Raw genomic sequence first — 25,809 nt, 5'->3', positions numbered from 1 at the left:
ACAGCGGAACCTCTTGACTTCTCCTTGGGGTCTTGCCCCGCACGAAGGGCGTACTCTCGCCCAGGAGACTTTTGCATTACTCGTGCCGCGACGTATACATGACGGTCGGCCAACGCCTTAAGCTCCGCGTACAACGCTGTGCAGTCCGCTTGCAGGTCTCTCCGTTCATGCTTCGACAGGCTCAGCGCGAACGGATTGCTATCTCCCGGTTTTTGCCCTCGCAGTTGTTATGCACCAGCACGCCGCCGACTACAAGATAGTGCACGTGACGCTCAATTGGAATTGGCGTCTTGCGCACTCCCCACGGCACCTACGTCGCTACGTGCCAGCCGGAAGTGGACTGCACGCTATGGTACGGCGGGTGCGGCGTGTCCACAGACGGGATGTGTTCATTGCACTGAATCGGCGCCGGTGTACCGGGAAGACTGCGGAGGACGCCGCTGCGCTAGGCCGCACGGCCAATGAGCTAGAGCAAGAGAATCACGCCCGTGAAAAAGACTATCGCGTGGACGTGCTGCCATACGGGGTTGCGGGCGCGGTTGCGGGCTTGAGCGGCTTACTGCTCGCGGCGGCGTGTGCGTTTGGTGGGTTGGCCGCTCACCGCGCCGTTGCCTTGGCCGCATGCCGGTGTACGTGCACCATGAGCACGGCAATATCCGCCGGGGTGACTCCGGCAATGCGGGCGGCCTGGCCGATCGTGCGCGGCTGAAATTGCCCCAGCTTTTGTCGCGCTTCCACCCGCAAGGAGGGAAGCTGGTCGTAGTCGAAGTCCTGCGGCAGTGCCATCGCCTCCATGCGCGCCATCTTTTTCACCTGCGACTGCTGGCGCTCCACATAGCCCGCATAGCGCGCTTCAAGCTCGATTTGCGCAACGACCTCGGGATCGAGCTCGTCCGCCTGCTCGCCCATAAGCGCGGCAACGACTGCGTAGCGCCCGCGCGGGCGCTGCAGGAGGCTCAGCGCATTCGCCTGGCTACTGAGCGGCTGCACGCCGGCTCTTGCCAGTGCGCCATTTGTACTGAGCGATGGCGTAATCCAGTGGTTACGAAGACGCTCCAAGGCGCGTCCAATCTGATCGCCCTTTGCCATGACAGCCGCATGGCGCTCTCCGTCGATCAGGCCGACCTCATATCCAAGCGGTGTGAGGCGCAGGTCGGCGTTATCGTGGCGCAGCAGCAACCGGTATTCTGCGCGGGAGGTGAACAGGCGATAGGGTTCTCGATGCTCCTGGCTTACGAGATCATCCAGCATCACGCCGATGTACGCTTGGTCGCGCCCTAACACGACGGCCGGTTTGCCCTGCACGAGACGGGCGGCGTTGATGCCGGCGATGAGTCCCTGCGCCGCTGCTTCTTCGTAGCCGGAGGTGCCGTTGATCTGACCGGCAAAGAAGAGGCCGGAGACCGACTTGGCCTCCAACGTGACGTTCGTCTGGTCCGTTACCACGTGATCGTACTCGACGGCGTAGCCATGCCGCACAATCTCCGCGCTGCGCAGCGCCGGAACGGTGCGCAGCATCGCCGCCTGCACGTCTTCCGGCAAGCTGGTATTCGCTCCCTGCACATAGACCTCATGCGTGGTATATCCCTCCGGCTCGAGGAAGAGTTGGTGGGAGTCTTTGTGCGCGAACCGCACGATCTTGTCCTCGATAGAGGGACAATAGCGGGGTCCTGTTCCGCTGATGCTCCCGTTGAACATGGGCGCCCGGTGGAGGTTGTCGCGGATGATGTCGTGCGTAGCCGGGTTGGTGTGCGTCAAGTAGCAGACCATCTGCCGCCGCCAGGGCGTTTCGATCTGGAAGGGGTACACCGGGTCCGGCTCCTCCCGCCGGATTTCTTCTTCCCTTAGGGGTGTGAATGAGAATCGCAGCGGCTGTTGCGAGCCGGGCTGCGGCGTGGTAAGCGCAAAGTCGATGCTCTCTGCGAGGACGCGCGGTGGGGTGCCGGTTTTCAGGCGGCGTAGTTGAAAGCCCAGCCCGCGCAATGCGTGTGAAAGACCCTGGGCCGGCGCTTCGCCAGCGCGTCCACCCTCAACACGCTTCTCGCCCGTAATCAGCATGCCTTGCAGGAAAGTGCCGGTGGTCAGAACGACAGTCGGTGCACGGAACGAGTGGCCGGCCTTGGTCTTTACGCCGGTGACGCGGCGGCGCTCCTCAGGCGTATTGGTCGTGATGAGATCTTCAACCAGGCCGTCGTGGATGGTCAAGTTTGCCTGGTTTTCCAGCACTTGGCGCATTGCTTGGGCGTAGAGGTGCTTGTCGCACTGGGCGCGCAGCGCCTGCACTGCGGGTCCCTTGCTGCTGTTGAGCAAGCGAATCTGGATAAAAGTACGGTCGGTGATCTTGCCCATTTCGCCGCCAAGGGCGTCAATCTCTCGCACAAGATGCCCCTTGGCCGGTCCCCCAATCGAGGGATTGCAGGGCATGAAGGCGATGCGCTCGCGGTCGCCGGTGACGACCAGCGTGCTGCACCCCATGCGCGCCGCCGCGAGCGCCGCCTCACAGCCGGCATGGCCCGCGCCAACGACTATTACATCATAGTGCGCTGGTTGACATTGGTTCATGGAGGTTTCTGTGACCTGTTGCTACTTCAATCGCATGAAGGCGAGGAGGAACGCGCAAACATTGGCCGGACACTCTCTATCGAGCATATACGACGCGCTGTCTACGAAACAAGCAATTCTCACCCGAAAACACTGTGTGAGTGTGACGAGGGCGCGAAGAGGGCGCGAAGAGGGCGCGAAGAGGGGAGCACATGGTTAAGCTCCCCTCGCCCAGGCCCTCTCCCTGTGGAGACCTTGGCGTAACCTTAGCGGAAGTGAGAGAGTGCCCTCTTCCTCGACGGAGACCTTTGCGTAACGAGATCCTGAGGAAAGTATGGTACTCCCTCTCCCTGGGAAGACCTTTGCACAACCCTCGCCACAGCGCAGATGTCCCCTCTCCCTCGACGGGAGAGGGCGAGAGCCTGCCCCGCACTCGATTCAGCGTATCGAGTGCGGGGCGGGTTCCGAGCACTACGGCAAGCTCAGCGCAGGCCTGTCGATGGGCAAGACTACAGGGAGCGATGCACTTGTCAGACAAGCTCACAGGGAGAGGGGGGACAATTTCTTTCGCGGGCTTGGGTTTCGCAGTGGTCCGCATCGGGAGACGAGGTTCGGGTGCGCCCAGCTCAAGTTGCGGAGATGCCTTCGCAGGAGTTTGGGGAAGATTGTTGACATCGGCACTAGAGAGTGCGCAGGGCCCGCGTTGCGGCTTCGACGTCCTGTGCGCCCACCACAGCCGAAACGACGGCGATGCCGTCTGCGCCTGCCGCTACCACGGCTGCGGCGTTCTCTGCCGTAATGCCGCCAATGCCCACAAGAGGAATGGCAGGCGCAGCCTCCCGCAGCGCGCGGACCATGGCGGGGCCGACCGGAGCACCGGCATCGTCTTTCGTGCGCGTCGCGTACATGGGGCCCACGCCGAGATAGTCGGGACGGGCGGGCAGCACCGCCGCCAACTCAGCGAGATTGCCGGCCGACATGCCGATGATGGCATCGTCGCCCAGCAGCTTGCGGGCGACCGCAGGCGGCAGGTCGTCGTGACCGAGGTGCACGCCGTCCGCGCCGCACGCATAGGCAATATCCACACGGTCATTCACGATAAAGGGGATGCATGCAGTCCTGCAGAGTTGGGATACGGCCGTCGCCGCAGCCAGAACGTCACGGTCGGGAGAGCGCTTGTCGCGCAATTGGAGCATGGTCGCCCCACCGACAATTGCCTGGCGGGCAATTGCCACTACGGAGCGCCCTCCGGCTACTGCCGGATCGAGCACAATGTAGAGGCGCAGATCCAGTGTTCGTTTAGGGCTCATTGGCAAGAACAGACGTTCAGAGTCTCACGTAAGCGCGCAACAGCTTGGAGGAGTTGCGTATAATCTTGTGCTCCCCGTCTCGAACGCCAAGTCGGAGAAGAATTGTCCTACGGCCCGCAGTCAAGCGTCAAATCTCTTTCGTCCGGCAGATGGAAATTTGATGGCTCCCGGCGAGGGATTGGCCTGATGTGCGAACCAAGCGCACGGTCGAGTCTCGCCGCCCTTGCTATTGCGTTATGGGGCGATTCAAGGTCATAGGGGATAGTGCAAGAGATCCTCGGCCAATCGCCGATCATGGATCGGCAAGGGCTTCGCGACGCCTACTCACCACGAATGGCAGTGACAAGCGTACCCCGAACGGCAAAAGTGAAGACTAATCGAATGAACGGATTGCGAGCTCGTCGGAAGAGCCAGATTCCACTCGTCCTGAGCCTGTCGAAGTGCTGAGCACAGGCTTGTCAAAGAGTCAAGAGCGAACGGAAACGCTTTCAACACAACTTTGTAGAGTACAGTACTGACAGCGCCTATCCCGGGTCCCACCGGGAATTCATACAACAAGGATTGCCAGTCAATCGGTTAGTTGTGGGCGCATACACCTTATGTTACACTACGGGGATAGATTGGAGTGCTTGGCCGCACGAAGCAACAGAGCAAGGGGTATGGCGCTCATAATTGCCTGTGCCAACCAAAAAGGTGGTGTTGGCAAGACGACGACAACTGCTAATCTAGGTGCTACTCTCTCGTTGATGGGTAAGCGCATTTTGGCGGTAGACATGGATGCTCAGGCCAATTTGACCGCTCACTTTGGTCTGGAGCGGGAGTTACAGACCTCTGTAGCGAACGCGTTGCGCGATCGTAAGGTGGAATTGCCCATTTACCGCGTTGAAGACGACGCGGGCATGTCGATTGACATCGTGCCTGCATCGTTGGAACTCGCGAGTGTAGAGTTTCAACTGGCAGCGGTCATAGGTCGCGAATTGCGCCTGCGCGAGCACTTGGACAAATTTCGGGATCAATACGACTTCATCCTGATCGACACGCCTCCCTCACTTGGTTTGCTCACGATAAACGCGCTGGTAGCCGCAGACTGCGTGATTATACCTACCGAAGCGCGTTTCTTTTCCTTGCAAGGCCTGTATATGTTACAAGACACCATTGGAGAGGCGGCAGCGCTCAATCCGAGAATTGAAATACTGGGTGTGTTACTTAGCAAGTACGACCGCCGGCTGCGCGAAGAAAAGGCGGTTTGGCAGTACCTGCACGAACGTTGGGGCGACCGCGTGTTTACTACCGAGATTGGGATAAACAGCAAGATTTTGGAGGCCGCGTCGGCGGGAGTCCCGGTCAATGCATACGCAGGCGGTAAGAAAGCAACCCATGCATATCAGCTACTAGCCAGAGAGGTGTTAGACCGTGTCGAAGCGTCCCGGCTTTGATCCCGAGCGGTTGGAGAACGTGAAAGATAGCACGCGTCCCCGCCCGGTGGTGCCTGACATGGTTGTTCCCGGCTCCCATGCGCGCGAGGCGCGTGGGATCATACAGATTCGCATCGTCGGCGTGGGCGGCTGCGGTAGCAACGCGGTGAACCGCATGATCGAATCCAACGTGGTTGGTGCTGCATACGCGGTCATTAATACGGATGCGCAAGCGCTCCAGGTCTCACGCGCGGAAGACAAACTCGCCATTGGAGATCGCATCACCCGTCTTCGCGGCACGGGCGGACAACCGGAATTAGGCCAACGGGCGGCTGAAGAGAGTGTCCAAGACATTGAGCAACTCGTCAGTGGCGCGGATATGGTCTTTGTGACTGCGGGCATGGGCGGCGGCACCGGCACCGGCGCGGCGCCTATTGTCGCCGAACTAGCCAGGCGCCACGGCGCGCTTACGGTGGGAGTCGTCACGCTGCCCTTCATGTTCGAGGGTCGCCCACGGCAGCGCAATGCGACTGCCGGCCTGCAAGCGCTCCAACAGCACGTGGATACACTCATCGTCATTCACAACGACCGCCTCCTGGCTGCAGTGCCGGCTTCGGCGCCGATGACGGAAGCGTTTGCTCTGGCTGATGAGATGCTCGTAAACGGTGTCAAGTCCATTACCGAGCTTGTGACCACGACAGGGATCATCAACGTAGACTTTGCCGACGTGCGTTCGGTGATGCAGGATGCGGGAACTGCCATGATGGGGATGGGCATCGGGTCCGGCGAGAATCGCATGCTGCTGGCAGTGGAAGAAGCGATGAAAGATCCCCTCTCCGATAAGGCCGTTAAGGGCGCTCGGGGCGTGCTGTTGAACTTCCGCGGCGGACCCGACATGAGTATTCAGGAAATCAGCGCCGCCGCTGAAATGGTTAGCACCACGGTAGACCGCGAAGCCAATATCATCTTCGGCGCGTCTATCGATCCGGCGAACCAGGAAGAAGTGCAAGTTACGCTGATTGCCACCGGCCTCCCCGGCGAACAGCCGCAGCGCTCCGGTAGGCGCGGCCCGACACGCGACGACGAGCCCGCCGTCCGGCCGGAAGTCGAGATGGAAGAGGCGGAGGTAAAAGACCTGGACTTGCCGGCGTTTCTGCGCCGTCGCCGCCCCAGTCGGTGACTTCCGCTCCTAGCCCCGCCTGCTTTGCACCGACTCTCTTGGAATCAAGATAGGATTCCCTGGCTTGGCTTGCCTACGGCGGCATGGCTGGTGTAAGTCTGCGCCTCATTCTTGTTTCCTCAGTCCGAGAGAACATGCAGCGAAGTTCCGCAGGCGTGTGTCGCCTCTAACCATTCTTCGTAGAGGCAAGAATCTGGTTTCTAGAGAGATGTTTGCGAAACCCGGTCTCCCAGCCGGTTAAGCCCCTTCTCCCCAGGTAGAGGAAATCGGTACCGATCCAACCCGTTTTCAACCGATTGGCACAGCTCCGCAGAGCTTGCCCCGTACCAGGATACAGGGGTTCCCCCATGCGGGCGGGGAACTCTACTGGAAGCTATGAGTTATGGGCAAGGTTTGGTCGCCCGTATGGAGAACATCTGCGGGATAGATTCGTTTTTCTCCGGGAACCGCCACCAGCCGTCATCCCCCTGCACCATGTTGGGCAGCGCTTGATAGTGGCAGAAGGGAAACTCATGGAGGAACTCGATCCTGAGTCCGGAGCCAACTAAGGCCGTGACAATCTCACCGAGGCTGTGCTGCCACTCATAGTTGGGACTCGCGATGGTTTCGCTACCGGCATAGGACGGCCCATCGCCCGGAAGGTACAACTCTTGGCAGAAGTAGCTGTAAGACGGCAGAGCCTCACCACTCGCGGAGGGCTCAAGCGTTTGCAGGACCGGGTGGAATTCCACCATGTAGAACGTCCCGCCCGGTTTGAGGTAACGGAACGCCACCTCGGCCCAGCGGTCAAGGTCCGGCAACCAGCACAAGATGCCGTATGACGTGAACACTATGTCGAATTCTTCTGTGAGCACGTTCGGCAGATCGTAAAGGTTAGAACAGAAAAAGCGCGCGTCCGTGCCGACTTCAGCATTCAACGCGCGCGCGAGTTCAACTGCGTCGTCGGAGAAGTCCACGCCGGTCGCCTGTGCGCCCAGCCGCGCCCACGACACGGTGTCCAGACCAAAGTGGCACTGCAGGTGAAGCAACGACTTACCGGCTATGGGGCCGATCTCTGCCCGCTCGATGTCTTTAAGGGTTAACTGGCCCGCCTTGAAGCCGTCCACGTCGTAGAAGTCGGAAGCGGCGTGAACAGCAGTTCTTTCGTTCCAGTTGATACGGTTCGTTTCGAGGCGTTTATCCACAGCAATGCTCCAAGGGGATTACAGTTTCAATTAGGTGGAAGTAGACTCTTTACGCCCAACCAACGCGCCAGACCTGGTGACCGGCGATCGCCTTGTGCGCGCATTGCCTGGGATGACTAGCCCCTTGGCGGTTCCGTGAATGCCGTTACTATCACAAGGGAGCGGGGACCGTTCATTTCTGTCATTCCTGTAAGTGTTGAGTAATTCGTTGACAGAATCCGCTTTCCATTCTGAGGAGTTGACAGGCATGTCATTCCGAGCGGAGCGTCGAACGATGTTCGCGGAATCTAGAATCAATGTCGAACATGGCCCATACGGCACAGTACTCTAGATTCCTCACTCCGCTGCGCTTCGTTCGGAATGACATTTGTACGAGTCATGTCTAGCACTGCGGAAGGTTGCTTTTGTTCTCAAATCTGTCAACGAATTACCTGACATTTACAATTCCGGCGAAAGCCGAAATCCGTCTTTACGTCACCGCTGGACTCCGGCTTTCCCCGGAGTGACGGATTCGGGATGAACGCGGACCTTCTACGTGACGATGTTCTGCGGACGGCCTTCCAGGAAGGCGATGGTGTTCGAGACAGCGCCCTCGTTCAGCAACTCGATGCCTTCCGGAGTCTGGTCGGCCAGGTGCGGTGTGAGAACCACCTGATCGCAGGTCAAGATTGGGTGATCGGGCGGCAGGGGCTCCTGATCGAAGACATCAAGAGCGGCGCCGGCCAGGTGCTCGGATTGCAGCGCAGCAACCAGAGCGGCGGTATCCACCAAGTCACCTCTACCGGCGTTTATGAGGAGCGCGCCCGGCTTCATCAAGCCGAGTTCCCGCGCACCGATGAGGTGATGACTTTCATCACTGAGCCGCACGTGCAAGCTCACAACGTCGGATTCCCGCAGCAGTTGCTCGAGTTCAACAAACTCAACCCCGAGTTCGCGTGCCCGTTCCGGCGACGAATTGAAGGTCCACGCCAGGCAGCGCATGCCGAGTAGATTGGCAACGCGGGCGACTTCACGGCCCACGTTGCCCGTGCCGACGACGCCGAGCGTCTTGCCGCTGAGCATGACGTTCTGCTTGAGTGTCCACCGACCGGCCTTGAGTTCGCCGGTCTGGAACGCCGTGCGTTTGGCGACGGCAAACATGAGCGCGATGATGTGTTCGGCAACCACGGGGGCCGTCCGCCCCGGCTGGTTGGCCACGGCTACGCCGCACGCCCGCGCCGCCTCAACGTCAATCGAGTCGACGCCAATGGAGCACGTGGCAATGAGGCGCAGGTCGGGCAGGGCCTGCAGCGCCGGCGCAAACCACTTGATCGCCCCGCGCGTGTTCAAGATGACGTGTGCGCCTTCCACGCGCTTGAGCTGATCCTCCATGCTCTGTGGTCGGTCGAGATAGAGGTCAACGTCGCCGTACGGCTTGAGCCGCTCCAGATGTGGCGAGCCCTGAATCTGGGGCGGAGAATCACCGGGTACGACGAATTTCAAACGTTTGTCTGCCATAGTCACATCCTTAGTTGGGTCGTAGCATTGACCTAGAACTCTACAATCTGCATAGCAAATAGGAGGCGTGCACGCACGCCGTTGGCAGTTGATATCACGGGAACGCGGTTGTCGCCAAAGGCGAGGCAACTGAACAAGTGCAGTTAGGTTTGCTGGGCCTCAGACGTCCGCCGCGGCGGATCGGCGAAGGTGGCTTGCTTTGCCTATCTTAACTACATGTGCTGTATATCGTCTAGTCTATGCCCAGTGAGCGAGATAATCTCCCGCAGCATACGAATTGTCAGGAATCTCCAGATCACGCGCTAACTGGCAGCATCTATGGGTAAAACAAGTGTCAGTGGTACGGCCCGAACACGTGTATAATTACTGATGCGAAGGGCAATGCGGTGAGCCCGCCGCACGGCAGACGACCGTTATTCCCGCGAAAGCGGACTCCTATTTCTACACGTGAAGTTGAGGTTAGCTGGACCCATGCGTGCGATTCTGAGCGTATTCGACAAGACCGGCATCGTCGAGTTTGCGGCAGGGCTAGCCAAGTTGGGATGTGAAATCGTCTCTACCGGCGGGACCCAGGGTGCGATAGAAGCAGCGGGCATCCCCGTCGTCGGCATCAGTGACGTTACCGGCTTTCCCGAGATTCTGGATGGGCGTGTAAAGACACTCCACCCGGCGGTACACGCCGGCATTCTGGCGCGGCAGGACGACCCCGAGCACGTGCAAACACTGCGCGACCACGCCATCGCGCCCGTGGACGTGGTGGCCGGGAACCTCTATCCCTTTGTGGAAACTCTGAACAGCGGGGCCGGACACGAAGTGATCGTTGAGAATATCGACATCGGCGGCCCCACGCTCATCCGCGCCGCAGCCAAGAACGCCGATTCCGTGCTGGTAGTGGTTGATCCGAGTGACTACGCGCCGGTGCTCGACGCGCTCGCCAATGGCCAGGTGGATGCCGCTCTCCGCACGCGACTTGCCGCCAAGGCCTTCCGGCACACCGCAGACTACGATAGGCACATTGCAGGGTATTTCAAAGCGATCACCTGACACTTGCTGCGCCCCAGACCGGGTCAACGGCCGGAGAGAGCAATGAGAGTACGTCTGATGCTTGCAATAGCGGGAGGGCGTTGTGCCGCACCCGGTCATTAACGAACGGGCCGCCGATTTGGAACGGCTCTGCCGCCGCTACCAAGTCCGGCGGCTTGCCCTGTTTGGCTCAGCCGCGACCGGCCGGAGCTTCTCGGAGGCAAGCGACCTCGACTTTGTGGTGGAATTTAAGACCCTGCCACCAGGCGTCTACGCCAACACGTACTTTGGTCTGCTTGAAGCCCTGCAGCGGCTTTTCAAGAGGCCGGTGGACCTGGTAGTCGAGTCGGCCATCAAGAACCCGTACTTCTTGGAAGCAGTTGAGGCTACAAGGACGCCCCTCTATGAGACTTGAGGCTAAGAAGTACCTCTATGACATCCAACATGCTGTAAACTTGCTTACTGACTTTACGCATGGCAGGACGTTTGCAGATTATGGACGTGACGCCATGCTGCGTTCCGCGGTAGAGCGGCAGTGCGAAATTATCGGAGAGGCAATGAATCGGCTGGTCAAAGTCGACGCGTTGGTGGCGGAACGAATAAGCGATAACCAACGCATCATCGCTTTCCGCAACATCTTGATCCACCAATACACCGACGTGGACGACCGCCTGGTGTGGGACGTAGTTGAAACGAAACTCCCAACTCTCGCCCGAGAAGTTCGCTCCCTCTTAGTAGAAGGGTGTGCTTAATCGTATCGAACTGAACGGGGCCAACGCCTCGTGCTGCATGCGGACTAGTAGCACGGATTCTCTTCCTGCCGTCCCAGCCAGAAGACGTTTTCACCTTCATCTACAGACTGCATTACCCGTGTGTACATGATTGTGCCGTGCCGTGGCGCGGTGACGTTGCCGCACACGTTGCCCCAGAGATCGCGCACGCGGGCGAGCGTTTCGCCACTTGCGACTTCCTGACCGGGTTCGACGAGGACTTCCAGCAGGCCGCTGCACGGGGCGGTTAAATACTCTTGCGTCCACACCTTGGGCGGCAACGCGACCTCCAGCGGCGGCTCGAGCATGCCGAGGTGCCGCAAGCAGCGGATGACACCCGCCTTGTAAAGATCGATCTGCTCTCGCGTGGCCGTGCCGCGGCCGCCCACCTCGCAGCCCACCGCGGGGATGCCTTGTTGATTGGCCCAGGTGGAGAGCGTCCCCGGCGACCAGCGCATCATCCAGTCGTATTCCAGCCCAAAGGCAGCGGCTGCCCGCGCCGAGCGGCGGGCGCAGTCGTCGTGAGCCTCACGAAAGCCGCTTAGCGGCACCAGATCGCCTTCGCGACCGGCGCTGTGTAGGTCCATTACCATGTCAGCGTCACCGACGACCGACGTGGCGAGGCTGTGGGCAATGCGCTCTGTTGCCGAGCCGCCACTCTTGCCGGGGAAGATGCGGTTCAGGTCGAGATCGTCCTCCGGCGCTCTGCGCTGACCGGCAGCAAAGGCGAGCGGATTGGCGCTCGGCACCAGCACGACCGTGCCGCGCAACGCGCTAGGCGCAAGCTCTTGCGCCAGTTCGACCAAGGTGTGCGGTCCCACCAACTCGTCGCCATGCACGCCCGCGACGACAACGACTCTTGGCCTTGGCGTATGGCCGAAGATTCGCGTCAGGGGAATCTTCACGCTTGAACCGTCGGTTAGTAGAAAGCCGACAGTAGCCTGCTGTACGCTCGCTTGCGCGTATCTGTCAATGTCACTAGAGGTGCTATTCATTCTCGCCGTGAACTACACTCAATCCAATGAACGCTGCGGATTCCCTTCCTCTCCGATGTACGTTGCCTGGGACCGGGGTGAAGAGACTTCTCCGCACTGCTACTGCTCATCCCCAAAGCCAACTGGATTCCGACCCCGTATCGAGTACGGGGCAGGCTTTTCGCCGGAATGACGTACTTCTTCCCGGACCTAGATACCTACCGGATCGATCAAGGTAGCCAAGTTTTCGACTACAGCAGAGGAATTCGGGCAGTGTGACAACCCCATAGGTTTGTCAACGCATCGAATTCCTGTTGCTGACTTGTCTTGCAGGCATCCGCTCTATCCCTTCTCTACGCCGCACCAGCCGGCAAGCTGTAGGGCGCAGATCTCAATTGCGCGGTAGAAGTCGGCGAGCGACACATACTCATCCGGGCTATGCGCCTGGGCAATACCGCCGGGGCCGAAGAGGCAGCCGGGCAACTCCGCTTGGGCATACCAGGCGAGGTCGCTGGCAGCGGAAAACCCCTTGATGTCAGGCTGCAGGCCGGTCTGCCGGACACTCTGCGCAAGCAATTCGATGAAGGGATGATCGGGGGCGGTCTCGAAGGCCGGAAACGTCACGTCGCGGAGGCCCCACGTGAGCTTCGGTGGGTGCTCCTTCAGCCACTCGTCGGTCTGGCAGACGGCGTGCACATACGCTTCGAAGTCCGCCTTCACCTGTTCACACGGTTCGTCCGGGTAGTACCAGATGTTGTATTCGATAGCGCAGTAATTCGCCATGGTGCCGGGATTGTTCACCACGTTGAGTTGGCCGTCCTGCCCACCGCCGGGACCGCCAATGAAAATAGCGGGCAGTATGGAGTTGTACCCGGGCGGAAAGAGCGGGTGCGACTTGCGGTTCACCCACTGTCGTTCCAGGTCCTGGATGGCGGTGACAAGCTTCACGCCTTTTTCCACGGCATTGACGCCGGGGCCATTCTCGCCGGGCGCCAGGTTGCGCCAGCGGCTGCCGGCATGGGCCTCGCGGCCCTCGATCTCGATGCGCAGGTGCTCCAGTCCGCCCTCGGTGGGGATGATGGTCAAATCAGTGGGTTCGGCGTCGAGCACGGCGTCGGTGGCCGGAAACTTCGCGATGCAGTCCCGCGTGCCGTTGCCCACCAGCTCCTCGTCGCTCACCACGTGGAACCACACGTCACCCTTCGGACGATACCCGGCGTCCAGCACGGACTTGGCGGCATAGAGCATGCTCACGAGACCGGCCTTCATGTCCGCAGTGCCGCGCCCATAGAGCCTGCCGTCTTCAAGCTCACCCGCCCAGGGGTCACGGGACCACGCCGACGTATCACCGACCGGAACCACGTCGATGTGACCGGTGAAGGTCAGCGATCTGCCGCCGCCGCTGCCGGGCAACCGCGCCGCCAGGGTGGGGTACCCGTGCTGCGTCTCCCACTCGTGGATTTCACACCCGAGCCCGTGCAAGAAATCCGCTACCAGACTGCGGCACTTGCGCGTCTCGGCGAGGAATGCCGGGGTCACGGGACTCAGCACAGCGGTTTCGCACGCGACGAGTACCTTAAGGAACGTGGTGGCCTCGTCCTGTGCTGCGGCTGCCTGACAGACAATGTCTCTTAGCTCTGTAGCGGGCAAATCCTGGGAAGACACGGCTAGCGCTCCTGAATCTGCTAACTAAAGCGTGAGGAATCTGCGCCGTCAATAGCGGAGCACGAGATGGATTTCTACGCGGGTGCGAGGTTCTCAGTTACGGAAGCAGTTTCAGCGCTGCTACGATGAGTCCACCCACCATGACCTGAAGTATCGCAAGTTGGAGAATTAAGTTCGTAAGGCGCCGCTCAATACGCACCTCCAGCGCCTGAAAGTCGGCGCGCAATCCAACTACCGCAACTTCCAGACTGCTTACCCTCTCATCCAAACTATTCAGGTCGGCTTTTGTCGCTTGTGCCAACCTGTCTACGTCGTCTCTCGTCGCTTGTGCCAACCTGTCTACGTCGGCTTTTGTCGCCTGTGTCAACCCGTTTATGTCGGCTTTCGTCACCTGTGCCAACCTGTCTATGTCGTCCTTCGTCGCCAGGTCGCCACGCCCTTCGCCAACGGTTTCAATCAGGGTCTGGGCCTGAGTCTCCGTGAAGCCCACGGCCGTCAGTGCCTTGACCGCCCGGTACGTATCTAGCATCCTTGACCCTCTGTCTAGTGTGACCTGTGCACACTTCTACTATCCACGCCATAAACCCAAAAGTCAATTGCTCTGGGCTAAGACTTCTGCGGCGCAACCGTCACGCGCTGGCCGTCGGAAACGCTGTGGCTGTAGCGGATGGTCGTGTCATCGATTCGGTCAACAACCACCGGTTCATGTTCGTCCGCATCCGTAACCTGTACAGCAACATCCTGCCACTCTTGGGGTACCGCGCAGGTGAACGTCAGGGTGTGCCATTGGATGCGCTCCGGTATGGCTGGTGCTGCCAGGCGGTAGGTGATGGCTGTCGGCGAGCGTTGCTCGTCTGCGACCGTCGTCTCTCGCGCCATGATGAGGTAGTCCACCACCTCCTCCGGCACCGCCAGCCAGACTTCATCGCCGCCGACGCGCGTCACGGCTTCCAAACGGTTGCCGAGCTCGGCGGGTGTCAGTTCACGGTTGGGGATGACGAGTTCGTCCTGCACCGCGTGGGTGTAGTCCACAATCCACCCGCCCGTTTCGCGGGCGCGATAGACGAGCCGGTAGGGATCGTAACTCCGGTTGTAATCATCCAGCTTATGGTAGACCACCGGACGGCAGAGCTGCATGAGGTCCGTATCGGGATAGTTGAGCTGGTCGCGCACGCCAAACATGCTTAGATATCCGGCCTCCTCGGCCAGCGGCCACGCATACTGCAGGCAGTGATCGTTGCCGGGCGCGATGAATGTGGTAACCGGCGTGCCCAGCCGCTCCTCCAGCAGCTTCGCGGAATCCACCACCTCGATCCGCGCGTTCTCCGGCACGGCCATGCTGCCGGGCAGCTTGTTGTGGGTCATGGAGTGGGAGGACACCGACCAGCCATACCGCTGCGCCAGCTTGCACTCAGCCACCGAAACGTGCGTGTAGGTGGCGTCGTAGCCGCTGTTGGGTACGTCGCGGGGTTCGCCCATCTGCCCCACGACTACCGTCAGGTGCCCCGGCGCGCCAAATTGCTCGTGGATCGCGAGCCCGTTGTCCACGGTCGAGGTCACTACTTCGTCGTAGGTAGTGGAGTACACCCAGCGTTTACCGAACTTCCAGCGTGTGATGTTGACCATGTGTGTCTTCTCAATTTGCGTAATTCGTACACTTTGCGGCGATACGAATGCTATGTATTCTGGCGTAGGGGCACGATTTATCGTGCCCCTACGCCGCTCAGTTTGCTTGCACCATGCGTTGCTAAAGGAGCGGCGCAGTAGTCAGCTAGGCCAACGCCTGCTTGGCCGCGTGCAGGTTTGCCAGCCGCATCAGGCCGTAGTTGTACACGTTTACCCGGTCGATGCCGAGCGCGCGCACCTTTGCAATCTGCCCCGCCACGTCCGCCGACGTAATCACCTGCGGCGGAATGAGGCGCAACCCCTCACGGATGGGCACGCGATCATTCACGAGGCGCTGCAAGTCATGTACGGCGCGAGCCAGCACGAGGCCGTCAAGCGAGTACGCTGCGCAGTCAAGCAGTTCGTTGGGGATGTTCTCATCAAGGGCGCGGGCGATGTCCACGCCGTCCAGCGCCTGGATTATGGCGGCCTGCTCCGGCATGCCCACACCCATATTGACGATGGGCACAAAGTCCGACTTCCCGCCCAGCGCCTGTTTGCAGTCCGCCCACAACGACATGACGCTTTCGATGCGCATGCGCAGGTAGCCGTCGAGGGCCGCAAACGTCAGCGCGTGGCCGGCGATGTTGTCGCCTAAGCCGCCAAGGGCCGGCAACTGATCTCCTTCCAGGTAGTCGATGATGTGGTCCCGTGCCCAGTTGCGCACGGCGTCGCCGTCCACGCCTTCGTTTTGGGCACGGCTCAGGCAGTGCGGGCAGAAGCAGAGACCCAACAGGTATTCGGTGAAAGGGTCCAACTCCACGCTCGGAATGCCGTGGTGAACGTCGTGCTCGAACGTGCCGAAGTGGAGAAACTCCAGTTCGACCTGCGCGGGGGCGAGGTTGTCGGCAATGTCACCGACCAGTGCTGAAATATACGCGCGCACGTCGGGATTGCTGGGGCACAAGTAGTGCGGGATGCGGTCGCCCATTGCATTGAGCGTGTTGATGTCGGGATAGATCGTGCCGAGCGCACTGTTGTGCAGGGTAACGGTCCAGGCGTGATACGCCAGGCCGTGCCTCTCCACCGCATCCCGTATGCGACGCATGCCGTCATCTTCCTGCACAAGCGGCGCGACGATGGGCTTGACGGCGCCGTAACGTTTGAGATCGGGTTGAAAGTAGATTGCCGATGAGTTGGCGACAAAGAGCTTGCTTGTTGGGTTATGGGGCCGCAGATGCTTGACGTTGTGGTAGCTATGGCTCAGGGAAACCGCCTGCATACCGCCTTCATTGGCGATGCGCGCCAACGCCGTGTCAATCCCTGCGTCCAGCACGTCCCAGGGATACGTCCAGATTACACCGTACATGGTTGCACCGATTCCTTCCGGCAACGCTCCGCCAAGTCGTTATGAACTCTCCGCGCCACTACCACTATAAATGGTATACTCCCGCCTGGTAAGCGGGTTTGTCGGACACATCACATCCTACCACGCAGGTTTTTTCCAAATAGGCTTTAGAGATGCTATGACGACTCACGACGGTCGAAGCCCTGGGCTGACTGGGGCCTTGGAAGAGCTGCAGGACGACTTGGGAGACCTCGACCAACTCTTCATCCTCCAGGATGAAACCGCTCGCCGGTCCTTGCGGCGCTTGGAGGAGGACGGAGAGGATCTGGCGCGGTTGGCGGCCATCGCTCCAAGGTGGCAAAAGAAGGTGGACGTCTTCAGGACCTTGCGATTGGATGGTTCCGAGAGTTTTCATTCCGATTTCCTCGCCTGGCTGTTGCGCCCTGGAGACAATCACGGCCTCGACGACTATTTCCTCAGGGAGTTTCTTGTCGAAATCGGTGCTGCTCGCGCAGTTCGCTCCAGTGCCCGGATGGGCACGACGGTGCGCCGGGAGCACTACCTCGAACTTGACGGGGGAAACGGCCGGTTGGACATCTGCATTCGCAACGAGCAGGCTAAATTCCTGTGCGCAGTGGAAAACAAAGTATGGGCATCGGAGGGCGAGAATCAACTGGCCTTCTATCGGAAGGCGCTCAAAGAGAATTACCCAGACTACACGATTCTCCTGGTGTTTCTCACGCGGATGGGGGATAGCCCCGAAGACGCAATGGAAAGAGACCATTGGACGACGCTTGACTACTCTCGCATTTCGCAGATTATTCATCGAATCATTGAGGAAAAGGGTGCCTCTGTTCACCAAGACGTTGCCGCCATACTGCGTCAATACGGGATCACATTGAGGAGAAAAATCGTGCCTGAAGTCAGCGATGAGGTTCACAATCTGGCCCGCAAGATCTACCGGAAGCATAAGAAGGCTATCGATCTGATTATCGAACACCGGGACCGGTACGAGCCCAACTACGTGAGCGAGGGATACCACATGGTGGACGAGGCGGTCGGCGCGCACGAAGAATGGGAGAAAGCCAAATGCAATCTTCCATACTATCGTTTTGTCTCTGCAGAATGGAGCAAGTACGAGGTGCTCAAGACTGACACTTGGCCTTTCAGCCTACTGCTCTTTCAAGTTCGCGTCACGAACAACGCGGTGGACCTATTCCTTGTCATTGCCAAGAGAGCCAATGAGGACCTGAGGAGGAGGATATACGATCGTGTCGCGACGAAGCCCTGGGTGTTCAAGGATCCGCTGCCGGAATATTCGGAAGACTACATCGAACTGCCCTTTGGGGTGAGCATACTGGAGAGATCGGACTACGAGCACTGGTGGGACGAGGAGAGGATTCGCCAGACCATTAAGGAGAGACTCGAGGCCTTTGCCCGAGACCAGTTCCCTGAGATCAACAGCATCGTCCTTGATTGCTTGGAGGAGAACCGGAGCGGAATGGCTCAGCCAGAGGTTGGAGAAGAAGCGAACACCTCTGCTTGACGTCAAACAAACGACGCGCACTGCCGACTCAGCAGTGGTCGCAGCCACATGGTTCTCACCAAGCCGGACACCTCGCCCGTGGATTGCTACAGCTACTTGCTGATCCTTGTGCGTATTGACTCCGATGATCGCTTTAGTTCCGGCATGACAGCGGCAAAGAGGCGGGAGGTGAGACCTCCCGCCTCTGTGTGTGCCATCTTCAGTACGACTGCTCATTCTCCTGCGTTGGGAACGAACAGTTTCGCCACCGCTACTCAGGAATGATGATCGCGTTCAGCAGATCGGTAGCCGCGCGGCCGTATTCCTCGGCGGTCATGTTGCCCGTGTTGAACTCTTCGTAGACTGGGCCGATGGCTGCGCGCCATTCGCCCCAGGTCGTGTAGCGCAGCAAGCCCCAACCGGCCGGGCCGCTGTACGCCGACTGGTTGGCGTGGGCAACCGAATCGTAGCCCGTCTCTTCCTTCAGCCGCTCCGCGGGCAGCGTGGAAACCGCCGCCACCGGGCTGATGGTGTGGTTTACGGCCAGCGTGTAGCCCACGCTGTTTTCGCCCGACATCATCCACTTCATCACGTTCCAGGCGTGGTCGACTTTTTCACCGACGCCCATCAGGATGGCCGGATACCAGGCGCGGCCGGACTTATTCGGCGCTTCGCCGGTGTAAGGCAGAGCCGCGCCGATCACCTCGAACTCCACCGCCGGCTTGTAGCCATTGGTAATGTGGAAACCGACCTTGCCGGTCTGCCAGATATGCTGCTCGCCGCTGAGTTCGGCGGACTGGTCCGCGTTGGGAACTACATTATGCTTCTCGCGCAGGTCGTACCAGTACTGCAGCGCGTCGATGAAGACGGGGCTATCCATGTTCCCGCGCTTCTCTTCCTCGTTCCAGCAGAACTCGCCGAAGTAGGTGCCGGTGGCGATGCCGGAAACGTTGAACGCGGAGACGCCGCCCGTGTGCCCGAATTGCTCCTCGCCTTGGGTCATTGCCTGGGCGTAGTCGAGAAACTTATCCATCGTCCAGGAAGCATCTGCCGGGTCAGTAGACGGTGCATCCAGACCAGCCGTGTCGAGCAATTGCTTATTCATGAGCAAGGCATCGCAATTGCCGGACGCCGGCATACCCCACAGCACCCCTTTGTCGAGCCACTGCGTCAACGTGGCAGGCAGGAAGATCTCCGTGGCTACCAGCCCATCGCGCTTGAAGAACTCATCCAACTGCGAGAGCACTTCAGCTTCCGCCAGGTCGAGATACGAGCCCCAACTGCAACGCAAGAAGTCGATGGGCACGCCAGCCGCCGCGGCCACCCTGAGCTTTGTCTCGGCCTCAGCTACGCTGGGCAGATTCTGCAGGTCGATCGTGACATTGGGGGTCTCGGCCTCATAGGTGTCAAAGTACGCGCGCACCTTCTCCGTGGTTGAGGCTGAGTCGCGCGAGAGGTAGATGAGCTGCACCGGCTCCATTTCGGGAGCCATCTCGGCTTTGGCCTCTTCTGCTTTTTCAGCCGGCATCTCTTCCGCCGGCATGGCGCCGGTCTGGGCGCCGCAGGCGGCCAGGAACGCCGCGCCGCCTACCACTGTGGCGGCGCCTAGAAAAGCTCGCCGTGAATAACGCTTAGCCAACATGAGAATTTGCTCCTCTCATAGATGTTGATCTTGAGTATGCGCCAACTAACTAGCCCGCGTGTCTTAAGTGCGCACACTACACATACCTACACAGGATGTTGCCATATAGGTTGCAGTGAAATGCGGCGGGAGTCAAGTGAACAAGATGCGGGATACAATCGCTTCCAGACACGGATGAACTCTAGGCAGCCGCTGTGACTGCCACAGGCCGGCAGGTTCGTTGAGGGAGCGTGCTAGCGCTGATCCAGCGGCACCCAGCGACGGTCGGTGGGACCCGTGTAGACCGAGGAAGGACGTATGAGGCGGTTGTGCGAAAGTTGCTCCAGGCAATGCGCAGACCACCCGCCCACGCGACCCACTGCGAATGTGGGCGTGAAGAGCTCGGCGGACATGCCGACACCGTGCAGCACGAGCGCCGTGTAGTATTCCAGATTTGTCTGCAGGTTGCGGCCCGGTTTGTACTCTTCAAGGAGGCGCAGGGCAGTTTCCTCAACCGCACGGGCCAGGTCGTAGAGCGTGCGGTCGCCGGCCTGTTCGTAGAGCCGTTCCGCCGCTTGCGAGAGCACGTCGGCCCGGGGATCGCGCACTTTGTAAACGCGGTGGCCGAAGCCCATCAAACGCTCGCCGCGTTCCAGGCGTTCGCGGATGTTCGCATCGGCGCGGTCCGCCGTGCCGATTTCAAAGACCATGTCGAGCGCCGGCCCGGGTGCGCCGCCGTGGGCAGGCCCTTTGAGAGCGCCGATGGAACCGGTAATGGCGGAGTAGAGGTCAGACTCCGTAGAGACGATGACGCGACCCGTAAACGTAGAGGCGTTCATGCCGTGGTCCATGGCCGTAACGAGGTAGGTATCCACGGCGCGCACGAAATCGGCGTGCGGCTCGTCGCCCGTTAGCATGTATAGGTAATTGGCGGCGTGACCGAAATCATCCCGGGGCGCGACGACATCCTTGCCTTCTCTCACACGGACGTAATTGGCCACGATAACGGGAAACGCCGCGCAGATCTTTTCCGCACGGCGAAGCTGACCTTCCGGGCTCGTATCATCGGGGTTTGTGTCGCCAAGGGAAAGGGTGGCACAGGCCATACGCAGCGCGTCGATCACCGGAGCATTCCTGGCAGCGGCGGCTTCGAGCACGTGCTGGGTAGTGGGTGGCAGGTGCTGACCGCCTTGGAACCGGGACTTTAGGGCCGCGAGTTCCTGTGCATCCGGGAGTCGGTCATGCCACAAGAGAAACGCGGCCTCTTCGAAGGTCGCGTTGGGAGCAAGCTCCATGAGCGGATGCCCGCCGATGAAAAGTTCACCGGCGAGACCGTCAACAAAGCTCAACCGGGTCTCTGCCGCAGCAACACCTTCCAGGCCGGGAATTACTTTTGTAGCCATGACGAGGCCGCTCTCCCTTCACTTTGATGGGTGACGTTACCGCCACCCGCAAATGCGCTCCAATTCCGGCAACCGGAAGCACTATCGCCGGCGAGTCTATGCACGCCCGCGCTCCGGCTGGAATGGAGGCCCCCCATTGCTGGTCTTCGTAACCTTGCGGATAAGACGCGGACATCCTTCCTTAGTATAGCAAGGTGAGGGGGAAACTTCCGCCTACTGCGAACTCTCTGAATCGGGTTCGCTCTCTTGCGCAGTTTCGGTATTCTTGATCGCGAATGTTACCGTCTGCGATCGTATCTTGCCTGCAGAGTCCTGCGCAGTCAGACGTACCATATAGACACCGTCGGGGTTCTGGATTGTGTCCCACCCCGCCAGCACTTCATTGGCTTTCGGCTCCGTAGAGTACGTAATCCGCACCCACAGGTCCGGATTTTCCTTGCCGGCATAGGATACTTCGTAAGACTGAAAGCCGGGGAAGAACGCATTGCCGCGAATCCGCAAGAGACTGCGCACAACGTCACCATCACGCGGATAGAGGATGATCACGGGATCGTCCGGCGGTATAGAGTATTCCTCCGTAGGCGCAGTAGCCACTGCCTCCGCTCTTGCCCATTCGTTTGCCTCTTCCGGTACCACCATGAAGACTCTGACTTCCGTCTGTGATGCCGGTACATTCGGGCCGGCGCGCAAGCCGGATTCCTTGTGTATTCGGAATGGAATGAAGATGTTATCCACGAGGCGCGGCGTATTCTCATCGAGGAAGATTTCACTGTGGGTCTGGCCGCAGTAGGGCGTAGGGAGCAGACCGGTCTGGGTGCAAACTTCCACTTCCACCATGCCTCGGGGTTTGGTGAAGTCCACCACACGTGTATCCGCAAGCGCGGCTTCCATGAATGCGTTCCAAATCGGCGTTGCGCCGCGCATCCCAGTGAGATTCCACGTTGGTGAACCGTCGGAATTCCCCACCCAAACACCAGTAACGAGCTGAGGGGTGTATCCAATCGTCCAGCCGTCACGGTTGTCATCGGTGGTCCCCGTCTTTGCCGCGGCGGGACGGGAGAGCTCGAGCGGCGTATATGGCCCAAACTCGGCTGCACGGGTCTTGCTGTCGGAGAGGATATTGGTGATCTGGTAGGCAATGCGGGGATCGAATACTTCCTGCACGTCCGGCAGTTCATAGCGCTCCAACACATTGCCCTGGGTATCTTCCACGCGGAGAATCGCAGAAACCGGAATGTAGCTGCCGCCGCGCGCCAGCACCGAGTAGGCGTTTGTCAACTCCAGCAGCTTTACTTCACCCCCGCCGAGCACAATGCTGGGGCCGAAGCGGCTGCGGTTGTCGAAGGTGGTCATTCCCAAGCTTTGCATGGTATCGATGGCCGTTTCCAAACCGAGAAAGAGACCCATGCGCACTGCGGCAACATTGAAGGAGTTGGCAAGGGCGTGCCGCACGGTGACGGGGCCTTTGAACCTGCCGCTGAAGTTGCGGGGCGCATAGTTGGGTTCGTTGGGAATCTCCAGCGAAAGCGGCACGTCCCAGATCGTCGTGGCCGGCGTCCAGCCCTTCTCGAATGCGGCCGCGTAGAAGAGCGGCTTGAGGGCGGAGCCAGGCTGACGCGGCGCCAACGCGACGTTCACCTGACCGTCGATGTCTTCATCATGAAAGTCCAGGCTACCGACCAGGGTGAGTATCTCACCGCTCTTCGGTCTGATTGACACGACGGCGGCATTGGAGACGTTGAACCCTTCCAGTGACGCGATGTGTTCTCGCGCGACTTCCTCGGCGATGTTTTGCAGATTGAGATCAAGCGTTGTGTATACGTGCAGCCCCCCCTGGCGCACGCGCTCAGCCCCGTAAAGTTCCGCCAGTTGATCGCGGACGAATTGCACAAAGTGCGGCGCCAGTACCGCGCCTTCCGCTGCTTCGCTCTCTGCGTCTTCTCCATCTTCGGCCGCTACCGGGGCTTGCTGCAGTCGTTTGTACGCCAGTGGCTGCGCCAGCGCTTCCTCCATCTCAGCTTGTGTAATGTAGCCGGCCACCACCATCTGTGCGAGCACATATTGCTGCCGGGCTTTTGCTCGATCCGAATTGACGTAAGGGTTGTCGTTCGAGGGCGACTGGGTTAGCCCGGCAAGCACCGCTGCTTCGGCAAGCGAGAGGTCCATTGCCTTCTTGCCAAAGAACACGTTGGCCGCCGCCTCGATCCCATAGGCCTGGCTGCCGTAGTACACCTTGTTAAGGTAGAAGGTGAGGATGGACTCTCTGCTGAACTGCTCGGTCAGGCGAGCGGCGAGATTGATCTCTCTCAGTTTGCGTTCATAGGTCTGCTCAGGCGTGAGACAGATATTCTTGACGAGTTGCTGCGTGATTGTGCTGGCGCCGGAAACGACCTCGCCGGCTTGCTGATTCTGGACGAAAGCACGGGTAATGGCCCGCATGTCGTAGCCGGGGTGCGAATAGAAGAAGCGGTCTTCGGAAGCCACCGTCGCTTGCTTGACGACGAGCGGAATCTCATCATTGGTAAGGACGATGCGCAGGCCTTCGTCGGGATCGGTTATGGTTGCGAGCAAGACGCCATGACGGTCGTAGATGAAGGTAGCTGCCGGTAGTGCCTGAGTCCGGATGTTGTCGAGACACGCGGCGTAGTCGGCGTCAGTTACGAGGTCGTTTCCGGGAGCAATCTGCGCTCCGCAAGCGGTCAGAAGGACGCCTGCACATAGGACGAGAACCATTTGCGCTCTACGCCGCAGGCCTTGATATACGCAGCGTATTGCAGCGCCTTGTCGGATTATCCCCAGCATGTAACCGCATTCACCTGGAGGGAGGAGCGCGGCAGATCAATCCCTTCGTCGCGGCACAACCCTCATTTGAGCTTCATTGTGTCAATCATACATTAGACAAGCTGGAATGACTCAGTTTGCCGGCAGAGTACACAATTCTTACCCAGAAAGTCCGGTGGAGCGCTCGCCAAATGTCCTGCACGTGTCGACCGCATGTGCCTGAACCACCCAATTGGATAGAGCTAAGAGGAGACGGAGCGGGGTAGATTCTGACTTGGGCCGTGAAGAAACGGGAGGCATCGCGCGCACCTACACCCAAAGCGCTCCCAACTATGTCATTCTGAGGAGTACAGCGACGAAGAATCTAGAGTGCCGGGATTTTAGATTCCTCGCTGCGCTCGGAATGACATGAAATGCAGTCCGCAAAGCTATCAAATCCATATCTACTAATTGAGATACCGAAAAGGGGGTGCATTTTGCGTAAGAGAGTAGTATGGTGAAATTGAGCAGAGGCGATTCGGTTAGCAACTGCCGGTAGAAGCGAATGGTGCGATGGGACTGGGAAAAGTGGTCGAGCGCAAAGGCAGTGACAGCACGCGTCGGGAGGTACTGCGTCAGTTCTTGGGAGCTGCCGCCGCCGTGCCATTGGTGGGGCTTCCCGCAGCGCCGTTTGCTTCTGAATTGAGCGATAGCGGCCCTGATTTGGGCTTGAACCGGGGGCAGCAGGCGGTGCCCACGGAAAACCCTGTGGCTGCTCCAGCAGCCGAGCCGGTATACTGGCAGCCCCCTTATCGAAACGAACCGGCCATACCGGAAAATTCAGTCGTCTTGCCGATCCTCATGTACCACCGGGCGACGGTGTCGCATGTCTTTGAGGCACAACTGGTCGGCATGCTCGCTGCCGGGTACCGGCCGCTCTCTCTTCACAGTGCGCTGAAGGGACTTATGGGCGAGGCAGAGCTTCCCGATATGCCGATCGTGCTCACGTTCGACGATGGCTGGAGAATCCAGTACGACGTGGTGTTTCCCGTGCTCAAGCAGTACAAGGTTCCGGCAACCTTTTTCGTGATGCCGGGATTTCATGAGCGCCAAGATGGGTATATGGACTGGGATCAGCTCACCGACATTGCGGACTTTGGCATGGAAGTGGAATCGCACACCCTCAATCACGCAGACTTGCCCCGTCTTGCGGTGAAAGACTGGGGCGCGGTGCTGGCGGAAGTCGTGATTTCGAAGCAGCTCTTGGAGGAACGGGTTGGAGGGACCCCGCGCTACTTCGACTATCCGCTTGGCTACCAAAACGAGCAGATCCGGCAGGTAGTGCAGGCTGCGGGATACGAGGCCGCGGTCATTATCGGACCCGGCGTGCACCAGTCGGTCGACGCGTTGTACACGCTGCGCCGCATCCGCGTGGAGGCCTGGGACCCGTGGTGGAGCGTAGCGCGCAAGCTTAACTGGTATGGCGCGGGAACGAGCAGCTCACCTTAGGAGACTGCTCGTCTATGCAGCCCGTTGTGCAGAGGTTTCTCCTTCTATTGAGGGAAGACTCTTGCGCAGCCCGCACGGGCAGACGTGAGAACATCCTTCTCCCAATTGTGACCTGTGCGTAACCCCGGGCCGGAGGCAAAAGATCTACTCCCTCTCCCTGGGAGACCCCCCGTATCATGTCGATACAGCGTATCGAGTACGGGGCAGGTTTGGCGTAAATTCGGCCGGAGGCACAAGATCTACACCCTCTCCCTGGGGGGACCTTTGCGTAACTCACCTGTAGGCGAGAAAACCTCCCTCTCCTCGGGGAGAGGGTCGGGGTGAGGGGGTCTTTATGTTGCAGTGGCCCCTTGCGCTGGTGCAGTGTCAAGTTGTAGCCGAGCAATTATCGGTATGCTATGGAGAGAATTCAGGAGATTCACCCTCACCCCCGTATCGAGAACGGGGCAGGCTCTAGCCCTCTCCCGTCGAGGGAGAGG

At 59.7% G+C, this 25,809-nt stretch carries 19 protein-coding genes; 7 read left to right on the top strand and 12 right to left on the bottom strand.

Annotated elements, in window-relative coordinates; genetic code table 11:
* Positions 1 to 597: 597 nt before the first annotated feature.
* Together mnmG and thiE are read right to left on the bottom strand one after the other, a co-directional pair.
* Positions 598 to 2,562 carry a tRNA uridine-5-carboxymethylaminomethyl(34) synthesis enzyme MnmG gene (mnmG, locus tag OXE05_10075; GenBank protein ID MCY4437665.1) on the bottom strand — a complete coding sequence of 655 codons (1,965 nt, stop codon included), beginning with the start codon at positions 2,560 to 2,562 and terminating at the stop codon, positions 598 to 600.
* Between the two features lie 659 nt (positions 2,563 to 3,221).
* Positions 3,222 to 3,851 carry a thiamine phosphate synthase gene (gene thiE / locus OXE05_10070; GenBank protein MCY4437664.1) on the bottom strand — a complete coding sequence of 210 codons (630 nt, stop codon included), beginning with the start codon at positions 3,849 to 3,851 and terminating at the stop codon, positions 3,222 to 3,224.
* A 659-nt stretch (positions 3,852 to 4,510) separates the two neighbouring features.
* Between thiE and OXE05_10065 the strand changes: the two genes are divergently transcribed.
* Both OXE05_10065 and ftsZ read left to right on the top strand, forming a co-directional pair.
* Positions 4,511 to 5,287 (top strand): ParA family protein, encoded by a 777-nt coding sequence (locus tag OXE05_10065; protein ID MCY4437663.1) that lies wholly within the window; start codon positions 4,511 to 4,513, stop codon positions 5,285 to 5,287.
* Positions 5,265 to 6,446, top strand: a complete 1,182-nt coding sequence (gene ftsZ / locus OXE05_10060; GenBank protein ID MCY4437662.1) for a cell division protein FtsZ — start codon at positions 5,265 to 5,267, stop codon at positions 6,444 to 6,446. The genes OXE05_10065 and ftsZ overlap by 23 nt, the downstream gene beginning before the upstream one ends.
* A 380-nt stretch (positions 6,447 to 6,826) precedes the next feature.
* Here ftsZ and OXE05_10055 read toward each other — a convergent pair whose 3' ends face one another.
* Together OXE05_10055 and OXE05_10050 are read right to left on the bottom strand one after the other, a co-directional pair.
* Positions 6,827 to 7,630, bottom strand: coding sequence for a class I SAM-dependent methyltransferase (locus tag OXE05_10055; GenBank protein MCY4437661.1), 804 nt, complete (start codon positions 7,628 to 7,630; stop codon positions 6,827 to 6,829).
* A 531-nt stretch (positions 7,631 to 8,161) separates the two neighbouring features.
* Positions 8,162 to 9,127 (bottom strand): 3-phosphoglycerate dehydrogenase, encoded by a 966-nt coding sequence (locus tag OXE05_10050; GenBank protein MCY4437660.1) that lies wholly within the window; start codon positions 9,125 to 9,127, stop codon positions 8,162 to 8,164.
* Positions 9,128 to 9,598: 471 nt separating this feature from the next.
* Between OXE05_10050 and OXE05_10045 the strand changes: the two genes are divergently transcribed.
* The 3 genes from OXE05_10045 to OXE05_10035 all read left to right on the top strand — a co-directional run bounded on the left by OXE05_10045 (position 9,599) and on the right by OXE05_10035 (position 10,902).
* On the top strand, positions 9,599 to 10,171 hold the full coding sequence (locus OXE05_10045) for a hypothetical protein (GenBank protein ID MCY4437659.1): 573 nt from the start codon (positions 9,599 to 9,601) through the stop codon (positions 10,169 to 10,171).
* Positions 10,172 to 10,253: 82 nt separating this feature from the next.
* Entirely contained in the window at positions 10,254 to 10,565 is a 312-nt protein-coding gene (locus OXE05_10040; protein ID MCY4437658.1) for a nucleotidyltransferase domain-containing protein, read from the top strand.
* Positions 10,555 to 10,902 (top strand): DUF86 domain-containing protein, encoded by a 348-nt coding sequence (locus OXE05_10035; GenBank protein ID MCY4437657.1) that lies wholly within the window; start codon positions 10,555 to 10,557, stop codon positions 10,900 to 10,902. The genes OXE05_10040 and OXE05_10035 overlap by 11 nt, the downstream gene beginning before the upstream one ends.
* Positions 10,903 to 10,946: 44 nt before the next feature.
* On the opposite strand, the gene OXE05_10030 is transcribed toward OXE05_10035, so the two are convergent.
* From OXE05_10030 to OXE05_10010, 5 genes are all read right to left on the bottom strand, one after another.
* On the bottom strand, positions 10,947 to 11,915 hold the full coding sequence (locus OXE05_10030) for a DUF2817 domain-containing protein (protein MCY4437656.1): 969 nt from the start codon (positions 11,913 to 11,915) through the stop codon (positions 10,947 to 10,949).
* A 321-nt stretch (positions 11,916 to 12,236) separates the two neighbouring features.
* The gene (locus OXE05_10025) at positions 12,237 to 13,559 is read right to left on the bottom strand and encodes an ArgE/DapE family deacylase (GenBank protein MCY4437655.1); all 1,323 of its coding nucleotides are present in this window, start codon (positions 13,557 to 13,559) and stop codon (positions 12,237 to 12,239) included.
* Positions 13,560 to 13,656: 97 nt separating this feature from the next.
* Positions 13,657 to 14,088 (bottom strand): hypothetical protein, encoded by a 432-nt coding sequence (locus OXE05_10020; GenBank protein MCY4437654.1) that lies wholly within the window; start codon positions 14,086 to 14,088, stop codon positions 13,657 to 13,659.
* Between the two features lie 77 nt (positions 14,089 to 14,165).
* Complete coding sequence (locus tag OXE05_10015; GenBank protein MCY4437653.1) at positions 14,166 to 15,185, bottom strand: polysaccharide deacetylase family protein; 1,020 nt, start codon at positions 15,183 to 15,185, stop codon at positions 14,166 to 14,168.
* A 145-nt stretch (positions 15,186 to 15,330) separates the two neighbouring features.
* Positions 15,331 to 16,533, bottom strand: coding sequence for a hypothetical protein (locus OXE05_10010; GenBank protein MCY4437652.1), 1,203 nt, complete (start codon positions 16,531 to 16,533; stop codon positions 15,331 to 15,333).
* Positions 16,534 to 16,690: 157 nt separating this feature from the next.
* Here OXE05_10010 and OXE05_10005 point away from each other — a divergent pair, with 157 nt between their 5' ends.
* A complete protein-coding gene (locus tag OXE05_10005) occupies positions 16,691 to 18,058 on the top strand; it encodes a PD-(D/E)XK nuclease family protein (protein MCY4437651.1) in 1,368 nt (455 codons plus the stop codon).
* 250 nt (positions 18,059 to 18,308) lie between these two features.
* Here OXE05_10005 and OXE05_10000 read toward each other — a convergent pair whose 3' ends face one another.
* The 3 genes from OXE05_10000 to OXE05_09990 form a co-directional block, all read right to left on the bottom strand.
* A complete protein-coding gene (locus tag OXE05_10000; protein ID MCY4437650.1) occupies positions 18,309 to 19,679 on the bottom strand; it encodes an extracellular solute-binding protein in 1,371 nt (456 codons plus the stop codon).
* A 233-nt stretch (positions 19,680 to 19,912) separates the two neighbouring features.
* Positions 19,913 to 21,061 (bottom strand): citrate synthase/methylcitrate synthase, encoded by a 1,149-nt coding sequence (locus OXE05_09995; GenBank protein MCY4437649.1) that lies wholly within the window; start codon positions 21,059 to 21,061, stop codon positions 19,913 to 19,915.
* 213 nt (positions 21,062 to 21,274) lie between these two features.
* Positions 21,275 to 23,794, bottom strand: a complete 2,520-nt coding sequence (locus tag OXE05_09990) for a PBP1A family penicillin-binding protein (protein ID MCY4437648.1) — start codon at positions 23,792 to 23,794, stop codon at positions 21,275 to 21,277.
* 600 nt (positions 23,795 to 24,394) lie between these two features.
* Between OXE05_09990 and OXE05_09985 the strand changes: the two genes are divergently transcribed.
* Positions 24,395 to 25,330 (top strand): polysaccharide deacetylase family protein, encoded by a 936-nt coding sequence (locus OXE05_09985; GenBank protein MCY4437647.1) that lies wholly within the window; start codon positions 24,395 to 24,397, stop codon positions 25,328 to 25,330.
* Positions 25,331 to 25,809: the final 479 nt, after the last annotated feature.

Source organism: Chloroflexota bacterium (genome assembly GCA_026710945.1).
In the GTDB taxonomy this organism is placed as follows: domain Bacteria; phylum Chloroflexota; class UBA11872; order VXOZ01; family VXOZ01; genus VXOZ01.
This window is presented reverse-complemented; position numbering and strand designations above follow the sequence as displayed.

Coding starts and splice junctions, on each gene's coding strand:
- mnmG (MCY4437665.1), bottom strand. CDS start 2,562: ATGAACCAATGTCAACCAGCGCACTATGATGTAATAGTCGTTGGCGCG.
- thiE (MCY4437664.1), bottom strand. CDS start 3,851: ATGAGCCCTAAACGAACACTGGATCTGCGCCTCTACATTGTGCTCGAT.
- OXE05_10065 (MCY4437663.1), top strand. CDS start 4,511: ATGGCGCTCATAATTGCCTGTGCCAACCAAAAAGGTGGTGTTGGCAAG.
- OXE05_10050 (MCY4437660.1), bottom strand. CDS start 9,127: ATGGCAGACAAACGTTTGAAATTCGTCGTACCCGGTGATTCTCCGCCC.
- OXE05_10045 (MCY4437659.1), top strand. CDS start 9,599: ATGCGTGCGATTCTGAGCGTATTCGACAAGACCGGCATCGTCGAGTTT.
- OXE05_10035 (MCY4437657.1), top strand. CDS start 10,555: ATGAGACTTGAGGCTAAGAAGTACCTCTATGACATCCAACATGCTGTA.
- OXE05_10030 (MCY4437656.1), bottom strand. CDS start 11,915: ATGAATAGCACCTCTAGTGACATTGACAGATACGCGCAAGCGAGCGTA.
- OXE05_10020 (MCY4437654.1), bottom strand. CDS start 14,088: ATGCTAGATACGTACCGGGCGGTCAAGGCACTGACGGCCGTGGGCTTC.
- OXE05_10015 (MCY4437653.1), bottom strand. CDS start 15,185: ATGGTCAACATCACACGCTGGAAGTTCGGTAAACGCTGGGTGTACTCC.
- OXE05_10010 (MCY4437652.1), bottom strand. CDS start 16,533: ATGTACGGTGTAATCTGGACGTATCCCTGGGACGTGCTGGACGCAGGG.
- OXE05_10005 (MCY4437651.1), top strand. CDS start 16,691: ATGACGACTCACGACGGTCGAAGCCCTGGGCTGACTGGGGCCTTGGAA.
- OXE05_10000 (MCY4437650.1), bottom strand. CDS start 19,679: ATGTTGGCTAAGCGTTATTCACGGCGAGCTTTTCTAGGCGCCGCCACA.
- OXE05_09995 (MCY4437649.1), bottom strand. CDS start 21,061: ATGGCTACAAAAGTAATTCCCGGCCTGGAAGGTGTTGCTGCGGCAGAG.
- OXE05_09990 (MCY4437648.1), bottom strand. CDS start 23,794: ATGGTTCTCGTCCTATGTGCAGGCGTCCTTCTGACCGCTTGCGGAGCG.
- OXE05_09985 (MCY4437647.1), top strand. CDS start 24,395: ATGGGACTGGGAAAAGTGGTCGAGCGCAAAGGCAGTGACAGCACGCGT.